The sequence below is a fragment of the Flavobacterium notoginsengisoli genome (assembly GCF_042686225.1).
Taxonomy (GTDB): domain Bacteria; phylum Bacteroidota; class Bacteroidia; order Flavobacteriales; family Flavobacteriaceae; genus Flavobacterium; species Flavobacterium notoginsengisoli.
This window is the reverse complement of record NZ_JBHUOT010000013.1, coordinates 155990-168386: the sequence shown is the minus strand read 5'-3', so window position 1 is coordinate 168386 and position 12397 is coordinate 155990. Positions and strand designations below refer to the sequence as shown.

Annotated in this window: 14 protein-coding genes; 9 read left to right on the top strand and 5 right to left on the bottom strand. The window is 31.5% G+C overall.

The features are described from left to right. Positions 1 to 4: 4 nt before the first annotated feature. The 8 genes from ACFS3A_RS23860 to ACFS3A_RS23825 all read left to right on the top strand — a co-directional run bounded on the left by ACFS3A_RS23860 (position 5) and on the right by ACFS3A_RS23825 (position 8826). A complete protein-coding gene (locus tag ACFS3A_RS23860; protein WP_379828069.1) occupies positions 5 to 604 on the top strand; it encodes a murein L,D-transpeptidase catalytic domain-containing protein in 600 nt (199 codons plus the stop codon). A 105-nt stretch (positions 605 to 709) separates the two neighbouring features. Beyond that, positions 710 to 1078, top strand: a complete 369-nt coding sequence (locus ACFS3A_RS23855; protein WP_379828068.1) for a hypothetical protein — start codon at positions 710 to 712, stop codon at positions 1076 to 1078. A gap of 160 nt (positions 1079 to 1238) precedes the next feature. Further along, a complete protein-coding gene (gene cmk, locus ACFS3A_RS23850) occupies positions 1239 to 1931 on the top strand; it encodes a (d)CMP kinase (RefSeq protein WP_379828067.1) in 693 nt (230 codons plus the stop codon). A gap of 68 nt (positions 1932 to 1999) precedes the next feature. Then, positions 2000 to 3376 carry a nucleoside permease gene (locus ACFS3A_RS23845; protein ID WP_379828066.1) on the top strand — a complete coding sequence of 459 codons (1377 nt, stop codon included), beginning with the start codon at positions 2000 to 2002 and terminating at the stop codon, positions 3374 to 3376. Between the two features lie 120 nt (positions 3377 to 3496). Next, the gene (locus ACFS3A_RS23840) at positions 3497 to 3853 is read left to right on the top strand and encodes a type II toxin-antitoxin system RelE/ParE family toxin (protein WP_379828065.1); all 357 of its coding nucleotides are present in this window, start codon (positions 3497 to 3499) and stop codon (positions 3851 to 3853) included. Next, positions 3840 to 4166, top strand: a complete 327-nt coding sequence (locus ACFS3A_RS23835) for a helix-turn-helix domain-containing protein (protein WP_379828086.1) — start codon at positions 3840 to 3842, stop codon at positions 4164 to 4166. Before ACFS3A_RS23840 ends, ACFS3A_RS23835 begins: the two co-directional genes overlap by 14 nt. Positions 4167 to 4610: 444 nt before the next feature. After that, entirely contained in the window at positions 4611 to 6386 is a 1776-nt protein-coding gene (rpsA, locus tag ACFS3A_RS23830; protein ID WP_144212501.1) for a 30S ribosomal protein S1, read from the top strand. Positions 6387 to 6507: 121 nt separating this feature from the next. After that, on the top strand, positions 6508 to 8826 hold the full coding sequence (locus ACFS3A_RS23825) for a DUF7619 domain-containing protein (protein ID WP_379828064.1): 2319 nt from the start codon (positions 6508 to 6510) through the stop codon (positions 8824 to 8826). 53 nt (positions 8827 to 8879) lie between these two features. Here the strand turns inward: ACFS3A_RS23825 and ACFS3A_RS23820 are convergent, their stop codons facing one another. The 3 genes from ACFS3A_RS23820 to ACFS3A_RS23810 are packed head-to-tail and all read right to left on the bottom strand — an operon-like array spanning position 8880 to position 10513. Continuing rightward, on the bottom strand, positions 8880 to 9404 hold the full coding sequence (locus tag ACFS3A_RS23820) for an ExbD/TolR family protein (protein WP_379828063.1): 525 nt from the start codon (positions 9402 to 9404) through the stop codon (positions 8880 to 8882). Positions 9405 to 9430: 26 nt separating this feature from the next. Next, positions 9431 to 9958, bottom strand: a complete 528-nt coding sequence (locus tag ACFS3A_RS23815; RefSeq protein WP_379828062.1) for an ExbD/TolR family protein — start codon at positions 9956 to 9958, stop codon at positions 9431 to 9433. Positions 9959 to 9973: 15 nt separating this feature from the next. Beyond that, positions 9974 to 10513, bottom strand: coding sequence for an ExbD/TolR family protein (locus ACFS3A_RS23810; RefSeq protein ID WP_379828061.1), 540 nt, complete (start codon positions 10511 to 10513; stop codon positions 9974 to 9976). A gap of 210 nt (positions 10514 to 10723) precedes the next feature. Between ACFS3A_RS23810 and ACFS3A_RS23805 the strand changes: the two genes are divergently transcribed. After that, complete coding sequence (locus ACFS3A_RS23805; RefSeq protein WP_379828060.1) at positions 10724 to 11278, top strand: fasciclin domain-containing protein; 555 nt, start codon at positions 10724 to 10726, stop codon at positions 11276 to 11278. A gap of 61 nt (positions 11279 to 11339) precedes the next feature. Here the strand turns inward: ACFS3A_RS23805 and ACFS3A_RS23800 are convergent, their stop codons facing one another. Together ACFS3A_RS23800 and ACFS3A_RS23795 are read right to left on the bottom strand one after the other, a co-directional pair. After that, the gene (locus tag ACFS3A_RS23800; RefSeq protein ID WP_379828059.1) at positions 11340 to 12185 is read right to left on the bottom strand and encodes an EamA family transporter; all 846 of its coding nucleotides are present in this window, start codon (positions 12183 to 12185) and stop codon (positions 11340 to 11342) included. Positions 12186 to 12238: 53 nt separating this feature from the next. After that, complete coding sequence (locus ACFS3A_RS23795; RefSeq protein WP_379828058.1) at positions 12239 to 12382, bottom strand: SsrA-binding protein; 144 nt, start codon at positions 12380 to 12382, stop codon at positions 12239 to 12241. Positions 12383 to 12397 lie beyond the last annotated feature (15 nt).

Sequence of the window (12397 nt, the reverse complement as noted above, 5' to 3'; positions counted from 1 at the left end):
TTACATGAAAAAAATATGTTTGTTTCTATTTGCGTTTATAAGCTTTTATACGTTTTCCAGTCTTTCTTTTAGGGATGAAGCTATTTCTTCAATAGAAATGGAAAGAATTAACAATAGAATAGCTGAGATAAAAAATATGATTAATGTCGATTCTAAATACAATCAAAAAATTGCTTTTTTAATAGATATGAAAGTTCCTTCAGGGAAAAATCGCTTTTTTGTTTATGATTTAGAAAAACATGAAGTTATAGATCAAGGTTTAGTTGCACATGGTTCCGGTTCTGAAACCGGCATCAAGGGTATGCTTAAATTTAGCAATTTGCCAAATTCTAATTGTACTGCGTTAGGAAGGTATGCTGTAGGCAAAACCTATAAAGGTATTTTTGGAAAAGCCTATCGATTGGCAGGTCTGGAAGAAAGTAATAATAATGCCTTAAAAAGAGCCATTGTACTTCATCATTATTCTGCCGTTCCTTACGAAGAACAAGATTATTACATCAGTAACAGTCATGGTTGTCCAATGGTAAATGAACAGTTTTTTAAAAGAATAGAAAAAATAATTGACGGTTCGAAGTCAAATATCCTTATGGATATTTATTATTAAATTACTTTCAGGAATAATCGTTAAATTTGTATTCGATTTTTAGATAATCTTCTATGAAGTCTCATTTTACATGACTTGTAATAGAAGATTTTTTATTGCTTTTTTATGAAATACGGTTATATTATATATGTTTTTCTTTGTTTTAACGTTTTGCATTCGCAAAATGATTTAGCACATATGATGAAGCAATATGTTAATAAAGATTGGTTCTGTTTGGGGAAAACAGAGGGCGAAAATCAATTTTATAATTATTGTAAACCTTTATGGTTCAGATTTAATGAAGAGGAGTTGGTTTCAAATGAAGGAAACTCAGGAGAAATAGAAAAGCATAAGATTGAAAAAATCTTGTATAACAAAGAAAAGAATGAGCTTGAGATTTATGTTTTGAATTATGGTGTTACTTTAAAAAGAACAATTACTTTTTTGAATCAACATAAAATTAATATTAATTATCGTTTTTTTTGTCGATTCTGAAAGCAACAAGAATATTGGATATGATTATACCGGGCTTGATAAAACAGTTTTTAATAAATTGAAAAAGGTAAAAGCTTGTCGTTCAAAGAAAATAAAAGAGATTAAAAAGGAGGATTCTTTAGAAGAACCACCTCCGCCACCACAATAAATAATATATAGAATGAAAAAAATTACTATTGCTATTGACGGATTTTCTTCAACAGGTAAAAGTACTCTTGCAAAACAATTAGCAAAAGAATTAGAATATGTTTACGTAGATACAGGAGCGATGTACCGCGCTGTGGCTTATTTTGCTATGCAGAATAATTTGATAAGTGCAGATTTCTTTAAAAAAGAAGCTTTGATAGAAGCATTATCAAATATTAAACTAGAATTTAGATTTAATGCAGACCTGGGTTTTGCTGAAATGTATTTGAATGGTGAGAATGTCGAAAAGCAAATTAGAACAATTGAAGTTTCTAATTTTGTGAGCCAGGTAGCAGCTGTTTCAGAAGTTCGTTCCAAATTAGTAGAACAGCAGCAGGAAATGGGAACCAATAAAGCTATTGTTATGGACGGCCGTGATATTGGTACGGTTGTTTTCCCTAATGCTGAACTTAAAATTTTCATGACTGCGAGCGCAGAAACGCGTGCACAAAGACGCTTTGATGAATTACAGCAAAAAGGAGATAATGTTACTTACGAAGAAGTTTTGAAAAATGTAGTGGATCGTGATTATATGGATACCCATCGTGAAGATTCTCCATTAGTAATTGCTGATGACGCAATTGAGATAGATAATTCTTACTTAAATAAGGAAGAGCAGTTTAATGCTGTTCTGGAATTGGTGAATGATGTTGTTAAAACGATATAATTTTTTGCAGATATTATTTTAAATGGTAGTTTTACCGCTTCATTTTTACTAAAAAATAAAATTACTATATGGGTATTAAAAACAGATTGATTTTAATGAGCTTTCTTCAATTTTTTGTTTGGGGAGCCTGGCTTATAACAATTGGAAATTATTGGTTTGGGACAAAAAACTGGGAAGGAACACAATTTGGACTAGTTTTCGGAACCATGGGAATCGCTTCTCTTTTTATGCCTACACTTACAGGAATTATTGCTGATAGATGGGTGAATGCTGAAAAACTTTATGGAGTACTTCATATTCTTTATGCTGTAGTTTTATTTGGTATAGCACAAGTTGCAACTCCTGATACTTTTATTATAGTTATGCTTTTGGCAATGTGTTGTTATATGCCTACAATTGCTTTAAGTAATTCTATATCATACACTTCTTTAAAGCTTAATAATAAGAATATTGTAAAAGATTTTCCGCCTATCCGCGTTTGGGGAACAATTGGTTTTATTGTTGCAATGTGGATTACTAATTTAAGTGGTAGTAAAGCAACAGAATATCAGTTTTATATTGCCGGAGCAGGAGCTTTAATTTTAGGACTTTATGCTTTTACATTACCTAAATGTGAACCACAGCGTTTAATAAAAGAAAATGCAACCTGGATTGAAACATTAGGGTTAGAGTCTTTTAAATTATTTGGTAATTATAAAATGGCTTTGTTTTTTGTTTTTTCTATGTTTTTAGGAGGAGCACTGCAATTGACAAATGCTTACGGAGATGTGTTTTTGGATGAATTTAAGCATTTTCCAAAATATGCAGATTCTTTTGTAATTAAATATTCGACTATTATTATGTCAATTTCTCAGGTTTCTGAGACACTATTTATTTTGGCAATTCCATTCTTCTTGAGACGTTTCGGAATCAAACAAGTAATGTTGATTAGTATGCTGGCGTGGGTTTTACGTTTCGGATTGTTTGCTTTTGGTGATCCAGTTGGAGGTTTATGGATGATTATTCTTTCTTGTATTGTGTACGGAATGGCATTTGATTTCTTTAATATTTCCGGTTCGTTATTCGTAGAAAGCAATACCGATTCTAAAATTCGTTCTTCTGCACAAGGATTGTTTATGATGATGACCAATGGAGTAGGAGCAGTTTTAGGAAGTTTGACTTCAGGTTGGGCAATTGATCGTTTCTTTACGAAATCATTTGTCAGTACAACTGAGTTAGCAGGATTTTTGCAAACAGATATAACGAATTCTAAAATGTTAGAATTTGTAAAAGGTCAAGGGAATTCAGTTTCTACAGATGGAATTTTTGCAAATCCGATTTTAATGAAAGACTGGCATACGATCTGGCTTTCGTTTGCTGCTTATGCTTTAGTAATTGCAATTGCTTTTGCTGTTTTGTTTAAACATAAACATGATCCGAAAGAGGTTGAGAATTTGAGTCATTAAAATTCGATTATGATTCTTAGGAAGGACATTGTCTAGAATAATATTTAATTAAAATATAAAATACCACAAAAGTTTCCAAACTTAGAAACTTTTGTGGTATTTTTGTTATGTATAGGTTTGATGAAATATTTTGAAACAAAATTTTTAGAGGAAGCACGAGAATTTATATTGAAACTGGATAAAAAAGTAAGTACTAAAGTTCTTTACAATATTGATTCAGCAGAAAAGAATCTAGATCCAAAGCTTTTTAAAAAGCTTAAAAATGATATTTGGGAATTCAGAGTTAGATATGGAGGGAATCAAATTAGACTTTTGGCTTTTTGGGATAAATCTGATAGCAAGCAAACTTTGGTTTTCGCTACTCATGGTTTTATAAAGAAGGTGGATAGAGTTCCTTCAGGCGAAATTGATAGAGCAAATAGAATCAAAATAAAGTATTTTGAAAGTAAAATAAATGAAAATTATGGCGGAAAATAAAATGAAATCATATTCGCTTTCTGAAATGAAAGATGAAGTTATTGGGGAAATTGGTACACCTGAAAGAGATCAATACGAATATGAACTTAGTATGGAAATTTTGGGCAGAATGATTAAAACTGCCAGAAAAGAAAGAAATCTAACTCAGGAACAATTAGGAGATTTGATTGGGGTTAAAAAAGCTCAAATTTCTAAGCTAGAAAGCAGTACAAATAGTGCAACAATTGATACTATTATTAAGGTTTTTAAAGCTTTGAAAGCTGAGATAAGTTTTAATGTAAAGATAGAAAACCAAAACTTGCAGGTTTCGTAAAACTTTGACAAAGATAGTTACGCATAGTAAACCCGACAGGTTTTGAAAACCTGTCGGGTTTGATGTTAGAATTAGATTAGGTATGATAAGTTTTTAAAATCTGTTAGGCTCTTTACATGCAGAAATAAAGATATTAAAAACACTAAATATTCTAACCTAGCCCCGATAGAAGTGGAAATCCTTTTATGCCGGAGTTCGGCATAAAAGATTGGAGCGGATAGCGGGACTTTACGTCTTAAAAAAAAACAAAAACGTCTGCTTCTGAGCAATTGACTGATAATCATTTAGAATTGTTTTGCTATTATAAATATTTGTAGTAATTTTGCAAACCTTTTGGTGGAGAAGAGTTTCCTTTAGGTATCAACCATTTATGTAAAACAACTTCTGTATTTTCTATCGCATAGAGAAACTCGAGAAAAGCAGAATACAAATTTTTTTATCAGCATGTCTGAACAATTAAAATCACAAGAAGAGTTTTTAGCAAATTTTAACTGGCATAACTTCCAAGAAGGAATTGATGCAGTAGATGAGAAAAACTTACAAGAGTTTGAAGAACTAGTATCAAAAACTTTCATCGCTACAGATCAAGAAGAAGTAGTTGAAGGAGTTGTTGTTAGAATTACAGATAGAGACGTTATCGTTGATATCAATGCTAAATCTGAAGGTGTTATTTCTTTAAACGAATTCCGTTACAACCCAAACTTAAAAGTAGGTGACAAAGTTGAAGTATTAATCGACATCCGTGAGGACAAAACAGGTCAATTAGTATTATCTCACAGAAAAGCACGTACTATCAAATCTTGGGATAGAGTTATTGCAGCTAATGAAACTGGAGAAATCGTTAACGGTTTTGTTAAATGTAGAACTAAAGGAGGTATGATCGTTGACGTATTCGGTATCGAGGCGTTCTTACCAGGATCTCAAATTGACGTTAAGCCAATTAGAGACTACGATGTATATGTAAACAAAATGATGGAATTCAAAGTGGTAAAAATCAACCACGAATTCAAAAACGTTGTTGTATCTCATAAAGCGCTTATCGAGGCTGATATTGAAGTACAGAAAAAAGAAATCATCGGTCAATTACAAAAAGGACAAGTATTAGAAGGTGTTGTTAAAAACATTACTTCTTATGGTGTGTTCATTGACTTAGGTGGTGTTGACGGATTAATTCACATTACTGACCTTTCTTGGAGTAGAATCAACCACCCAAGTGAAGTTCTTGAATTAGACCAAAAATTAAACGTTGTAATCCTTGATTTCGATGATGAGAAAACAAGAATTCAATTAGGATTGAAACAATTAAACGCTCACCCATGGGATGCTTTAGATGCTAACTTAACTGTTGGTGATAAAGTTAAAGGTAAAGTAGTTGTAATCGCTGATTACGGTGCATTTATCGAAGTTGCTGAAGGTGTTGAAGGTTTAATCCACGTTTCTGAAATGTCATGGTCAACTCACTTACGTTCTGCTCAGGACTTCGTGAAAGTTGGAGATGTTGTTGAGGCTGTTATCTTAACTCTTGACAGAGATGATCGTAAGATGTCATTAGGTATCAAACAATTAACTCAAGATCCATGGACTGACATTACTTCTAAATACCCAGTAGGTTCTAAACATACAGGTATCGTTAGAAACTTTACAAACTTTGGTATTTTCGTAGAATTAGAAGAAGGAATTGATGGATTAATCTACATTTCTGACCTTTCTTGGACTAAGAAAATTAAACACCCATCTGAATTTGTAAATGTTGGTGAGAAACTTGATGTAGTTGTATTAGAATTAGATGTTGAAGGACGTAAATTATCTTTAGGTCACAAACAAACTACTGCTAATCCTTGGGATCAATACGAAGATTCTTTCGCTGTAGGAACTATCCACAATGGTGAAATTTCTGAAATCGTTGACAAAGGAGCTACTGTAGAATTCGGAGATGATATCGTTGCTTTCATTCCAACTCGTCACCTTGAAAAAGAAGACGGAAAGAAATTGAAAAAAGGTGATACTGCTGATTTCAAAGTAATTGAATTCAACAAAGAATTTAAAAGAGTAGTTGCTTCTCACACTGCTATCTTCCGTGAAGAAGAAGAGAAAAACGTGAAAGCTGCTGCTGAAACTACTACATCTGCATCTACAAACGCACCAGCTGCGACTTTAGGTGACAACAATGATGTATTAGCTGCTTTAAAAGCTAAAATGGAAAAAACTGAGAAAAAATAATTCTTAGCTTTTTTATAAATAAGAAGTCCTGCAGCAATGCAGGACTTTTTTTGTGCTCAATGTTTTCTATATGAAATTTAACAGAAAAAGTTGTGTTATTGTGTTAAAAAGTTATTTTTGTATGAAAATACAACATATGAAGAAACTCTACATTTTATTGCTTATTTTATGTTTTTTTAATAATCTGAGTGCGCAAATTATTAATTTCCCCAGTCAACAATTTAAATCTGATTTGTTATCAGGAAACTATACTAGAGATAGTAAGGGGAGTTATTTAAACGTAGATGCTAATGGTGATAAAGAAATAGATGTTTCTGAAGCCCTAAAAGTTTACGAAATCTCAGACGAAAATCATTTCATCACAGATGTTACAGGTATTGAGTATTTTACTAATCTAGTGACTTTGAAAATTCAAGGAAATAGAATTACTAAGCTAGACGCGACTAATTTAAAAAAATTGAAGTATCTAGATTGTAAATCTAATATGATATTAAGTTTAGAAGTAACTGGACTTGCTGATTTATCATATTTAAATTGCAACACCAATGGATTAAAAGAATTAGATTTAACAGGACTCAATTCGTTAGTGAATTTATATTGTTCACAAAATGCAATAAAGAATTTAAAAATAAAAAATTTACCATTACTAGAATTAGTTGAATGTGTAGGATTTAGTTTTGGTGAAACTTCTATAATTGCGACTACTTTAGTATTAGATAATCTGCCAAGTTTAATAAAAATTGATTGCAGTTCGACAGATCTTTCGGAACTAAAAATGACGGGGATTGGTAAACTGCAGAATTTAACATGTAAGGGTAATAAACTTACCACACTAGATGCATCAGAAATGTATAGTGCGAGAACTATCAATGTTTCCAATAACTATCTATTAAATTCTCTGTTTGTTAAAAACGGTAGTTTTGAAACTTTAAGTATTGGAAATAATACATTTAAAAGTGAACTGAAATTTATTTGTGCAGATGAGGCCGAAATATCAAATCTGCAAGCTAATATAAATAATGTTTCCTATTTAGCTGGCCAATGTGTGGTAAGTTCGTACTGTACATTTATGCCAGGTGGAGTTTCATATAATGTAAAAGGTACTCAAAAGTGGGATTCTGATGCTAATGGCTGTGATATTCATGATCCAATTTTTCCCTTTCTAAAATTTAATATCACAAACGGAAATATCAATCAGGATTTTATTACTGATGATTCTGGTAAATACAACTTTTATGTACAAGCCGGGAAACATACCATTCGACCAATAATTTTAGAAAATCCATCATTCTTTAATGTTACACCATCTACTCCTAGTGTGGAATTTCCGACTGAAGCTAATCCATTTATTCAGGATTTTTGCATCACTTCAAATGGGATTCACTCAGATTTGGAAGTTACACTGCTTCCTGTTGATGATGCAAGACCAGGTTTTGATGCTAATTATAAAATCGTCTATAAAAACAAAGGAAATACTATTGAATCAGGATTAGTTACTTTAAAGTTTGATGATGCTGTGTTAGAATTTATTTCTTCAGATATTGAAGCTAATAATAATTCAGTTAATACAGTGGAATGGGGTTTTGCTAATCTAAAGCCGTTTGAAAGTAGAGAAATACTACTATCTTTTAAAGTAAATAGACCTACAGAGACTCCAGCTATAAATATTGGAGACATATTGTCTTACATAGTCGAAATTAAAACTTTAAGTAATGATGAAACTCCACAGGATAACATATTTACACTCAAGCAGACAGTTGTTGGTTCATATGATCCAAATGATAAAACCTGCTTAGAAGGTAATATTATTACTCCAGATTTAATAGGAGAGTATGTTCATTATATGATTCGTTTTGAAAATACAGGAACTTACAAAGCCCAAAATGTAGTTGTGAAAGATGTAATTGATTTGTCAAAATTTGATATATCAACCTTAATTCCAACCAGTTCAAGTCATTCTTTTGTAACTAAAATTTCAGAAGGAAATAAAGTGGAATTTATATTCGAAAATATTAATCTTCCTTTTGATGATGCTAATAATGATGGTTATGTAGCTTTTAAAATCAAAACAAAACCAACCTTAAAGGTTGGAGATTCATTTAGTAATGATGCGAATATTTATTTTGATTATAATTTCCCAATTCTGACCAATAAAGCAACTTCAACTTTTAAAACAACTTTAGGAAATCCAGATTTTGATTTTTCTAAGTATTTTGTTTTATATCCAAATCCGAGTAGTCAGATTTTAAATATTTCTAAAGCTGAAAATATAGAAATACAATCTTTTGAAATTTATGATATTTTAGGACAAATAATAATTGCGGTTCCAAATGCAAATACGACTTCAAATATTGATGTTTCGAAGCTAAAAACTGGCAATTATTTTATAAGAGTAAAATCAGACAAAGGAACTTCAAATATGAAATTCATTAAGATATAAAAAGAAAGTCCCACATGATTGTGGGACTTTCTTTTTATATCAAACTAAAGTTTTTATTTCAAAGCCAGCAACTTAGTTTCCTCTGGAGTAAATTCAGGAACAATTGCATAAGAATCAATATTGGCTATTTCTAACTCGTCAAGAATATTTACTAGATTACCATAATTTGATTTTTTCGTTGGTTTTATAATGACAACAAGATTGTCAGGTTTTTTTGTTTTTGAAGAATATTTCAATAGAGCACTCTTTCTTTTTAACAATTCTTTTCGAATTCCTTCTTTGCCATATTTGATGTCTTTTGGAGCAATTATTGGGGTATCTAATAGTCCCATATAATAAATTAACCGATTATTTTCTCCCAATATTAAAGTTATAGATCTATTTTCACCTTCTCGATTTGGGTAGGGACAATCGCAACATTCGTGATCCGGAAAATCTATGTCAATCGTTTTAGGCTTCGATAATTCTCCAACGACCATAAAAAATATAATCAGCAAAAAAGAAACACTGACCATTGCGGTTAAATCAACTCGTAAGTTAAGTTTTTTGCTTCTTATTTTTTTAGGTATGTTTTTCATAGCGATGAGTTTTGGATATTTAAATTTTAATTTGAAGCTAGTAATTTGGATTCTTCTGGACTGAAATCATTTACTATTGCATAAGTATCAATTTTAGCAATTGCCATTTCGTCCAAAATATCTACAAGATTTTTAAAATTTGATTTTTTGCCAGGTTTAATAATAACAACAATACCTCTTCCAGGTTTTCCTAATTTCGCAGAATAATTAAGCATTTCTTTATTTCTTAACAAAAGCTCTTTTCTGATACCTTCTTTACCATAATTGATTTCTTTTGCAGGGCTTATTGGAACAGCTAAAAGTCCTGTATAAGAAATTAATCTATTATTCTCACCAAGTAATATTGTTGTTGTTCTTTCTTCACCACAACCTCCGCGCCAAGTACATGTTCGTATATCATAATCTGGTAAACTCAAATCGACAATTTTAGGTTTAGCTAACTCTCCAACCACCATAAAAAATATAATCAGTAGAAAAGAAACACTGACCATTGCGGTTAAATCCACTCGTGAGCTAAGTTTTTTACTTCTGACTTTTTGCGGTAGGTTTTTCATAAACAAGTTAATTTATTAATTAGAAGCTAATAATTGTGTCTCTTCTGGAGTAAATTCATTTACAATTGCATAAGTATCAATTTTTCCAATAGCCATTTCATCTAAAATATCAACTAAGTTTTTAAAATTGCTTTTTTTGCTTGGTTTTATAATTACAATTGGACCATAATTTGTTCTTCCCATTGCGGCTGAATATTCTCGAATTGAATTACTTCTTTCAAATAATATTTTACGAATTCCATTATTTCCATAATCTACTTTTTTCGATTCTTTTATAGGACTAAAGAAAAGACCAGAATACGTAATTATTTTATTATTATCGTCTAGTAAGACAGTTACAATCCGATTTACATCAACGTGACCGCATGTGATAACATTCCGCCATATTTCATCATCATATTTTTGAGGCAAACTTAAATCGACAATTTTGGGTTTAGCCAACTCTCCAACAACCATAAAAAATATGATCAGTAAAAAAGAAACGCTGACCATTGCGGTTAAATCCACTCGTGAACTAAGTTTTTTACTTCTGATTTTTTGAGGTAGATTTTTCATAATGATTAGATTTTGAATCTAAATTTAACAATAAAAAGAATGCAAAATTCAGAGACTTCTTAAAAATAATTAAAATATTTTAAAAGATTAAAGCCTTGTTCCTCAATGGATATTGCATTTTTTTTAATGTTATCTTTCAATCTGTTGATTTTTCGTAAAACCAAAACAATTATATCGACGTAAATGACTTTATAACTTAAAAAATTAATTATGAAAACTACAAAAATTTTAGCTACAGTAATTTTAGCTTTGGCATTTGGATTTACATCATTCGCTCAAAAAACAGTAATGGTGGGTGGAGCAGCAATGTATCCAAATAAAAATATTATTGAAAATGCAGTTAACTCAAAAGATCATACAACATTAGTAGCAGCAGTAAAAGCGGCAGATTTAGTTGAAACCTTAAAAGGAAAAGGTCCTTTTACAGTTTTTGCTCCAACAAATGCAGCATTTGATAAATTACCAAAAGGAACAGTTGAGACATTACTAAAACCTGAAAATAAAAAAATGCTTCAAAACATTTTGACTTATCACGTAGTTGCAGGAAAATGGAGCGCAGCTGATATTGCTAAAGCAATAAAAGCAGGAAAAGGTAAAGCAACTATAAAAGCAGTAAATGGTGGTACATTGACAGCCTGGATGGAAGGTAAAGATTTGTACATTACAGATGAAAAAGGCGACAAATCGAAAGTGACAATTGCAGACGTTAATCAGTCAAATGGAGTAATTCATGTGGTTGACACTGTATTATTACCAAAGAAATAATTATCTCCAGTAACAAAACCTACAATTTCAAAAGCTCAGTAAATACTATTTATTGAGTTTTTTATCTTTTAGCAGTTAACGTGCTGCCTGTAGAAGCAATTACTACACAAACTACAGCCAAAATCTCATAAAAATTTAATTTTTCTTGTAAAAATATAAAAGCGCAGATAGAAGCTGCAGCAGGCTCTAAACTCATTAAAATACTAAAAGTTCGTGGTGGTAATTGACCTAAAGCTTTCATTTCTAAAGTAAATGGAATCGCACTCGATAAAAGCGCTAAAGCGACTCCCATACCAAAGAATTTTGGAGTCAGATTCGTTAGCCCGTTTTCCAGAAAACCAAACGGCAGGATTAATATCGCTGCAAATAACATTCCGGTCGAGACGGCCTGCCCACCATTCATTATTTTGGATATTTTGCCTCCTAAAACTATATATGCAGTCCAGAATGCTCCGGCTAAAAGAGCAAATAAAATTCCTAAAGGATCTAAGCGGTCATTTGTCCAGGGAGCAATCAATAAGATTCCAATTGCAGCAAGCAGAACCCAACAATAATCAATTAAACGTTTTGATCCCGCAATTGCCAGTAATAACGGTCCAACAAATTCAAGTGTAACGGCCAATCCAATTGGAATTCTTTCTATTGCTAGATAGAATATTAAATTCATTGCGCCTAAGGACAAACCATATGGAATTACGATTTTCCATTGTGTAGGAGTAATTGTTTTTAAATTTGGCCTGTAAGCCAGTAATAAAATTAAAGCTGAAATGCCAATACGGAGAGACGCAGTACCAGCAGCTCCAATTGCAGGAAATAGTGTTTTTGCAATTGCAGCACCACACTGTACACTAATAATTGCTAATAACACTGCCGGAACAGGAGGAAGGTTTATTTCTTTATTTTTCATGAACGATTCGCATAAAGCGATTTCTCTACTTAAGTAGACGTATTGTATTAATGCTAATTGCTTAATGCACGTTTTGTTACATAAGCACGGTAACCAATTATAGCCATTTGCCATTTTTTTGCCTTTGCGATGTCTAAACCTTGTTTAGTAAAGCTTGGAAAAAGTATCTTGTTGAGTTTGGCTAAAATTTTATACATAGGAGATTTTTTTTG

What these genes read in the sequence shown, in the direction of transcription:
- ACFS3A_RS23860 (WP_379828069.1), top strand. Translation starts at nt 5, where the DNA reads ATGAAAAAAATATGTTTGTTTCTATTTGCGTTTATAAGCTTTTATACG.
- ACFS3A_RS23855 (WP_379828068.1), top strand. Translation starts at nt 710, where the DNA reads ATGAAATACGGTTATATTATATATGTTTTTCTTTGTTTTAACGTTTTG.
- cmk (WP_379828067.1), top strand. Translation starts at nt 1,239, where the DNA reads ATGAAAAAAATTACTATTGCTATTGACGGATTTTCTTCAACAGGTAAA.
- ACFS3A_RS23845 (WP_379828066.1), top strand. Translation starts at nt 2,000, where the DNA reads ATGGGTATTAAAAACAGATTGATTTTAATGAGCTTTCTTCAATTTTTT.
- ACFS3A_RS23840 (WP_379828065.1), top strand. Translation starts at nt 3,497, where the DNA reads ATGAAATATTTTGAAACAAAATTTTTAGAGGAAGCACGAGAATTTATA.
- ACFS3A_RS23835 (WP_379828086.1), top strand. Translation starts at nt 3,840, where the DNA reads ATGGCGGAAAATAAAATGAAATCATATTCGCTTTCTGAAATGAAAGAT.
- rpsA (WP_144212501.1), top strand. Translation starts at nt 4,611, where the DNA reads ATGTCTGAACAATTAAAATCACAAGAAGAGTTTTTAGCAAATTTTAAC.
- ACFS3A_RS23825 (WP_379828064.1), top strand. Translation starts at nt 6,508, where the DNA reads ATGAAAATACAACATATGAAGAAACTCTACATTTTATTGCTTATTTTA.
- ACFS3A_RS23820 (WP_379828063.1), bottom strand. Translation starts at nt 9,404, where the DNA reads ATGAAAAACATACCTAAAAAAATAAGAAGCAAAAAACTTAACTTACGA.
- ACFS3A_RS23815 (WP_379828062.1), bottom strand. Translation starts at nt 9,958, where the DNA reads ATGAAAAACCTACCGCAAAAAGTCAGAAGTAAAAAACTTAGCTCACGA.
- ACFS3A_RS23810 (WP_379828061.1), bottom strand. Translation starts at nt 10,513, where the DNA reads ATGAAAAATCTACCTCAAAAAATCAGAAGTAAAAAACTTAGTTCACGA.
- ACFS3A_RS23805 (WP_379828060.1), top strand. Translation starts at nt 10,724, where the DNA reads ATGAAAACTACAAAAATTTTAGCTACAGTAATTTTAGCTTTGGCATTT.
- ACFS3A_RS23800 (WP_379828059.1), bottom strand. Translation starts at nt 12,185, where the DNA reads ATGAAAAATAAAGAAATAAACCTTCCTCCTGTTCCGGCAGTGTTATTA.
- ACFS3A_RS23795 (WP_379828058.1), bottom strand. Translation starts at nt 12,382, where the DNA reads ATGTATAAAATTTTAGCCAAACTCAACAAGATACTTTTTCCAAGCTTT.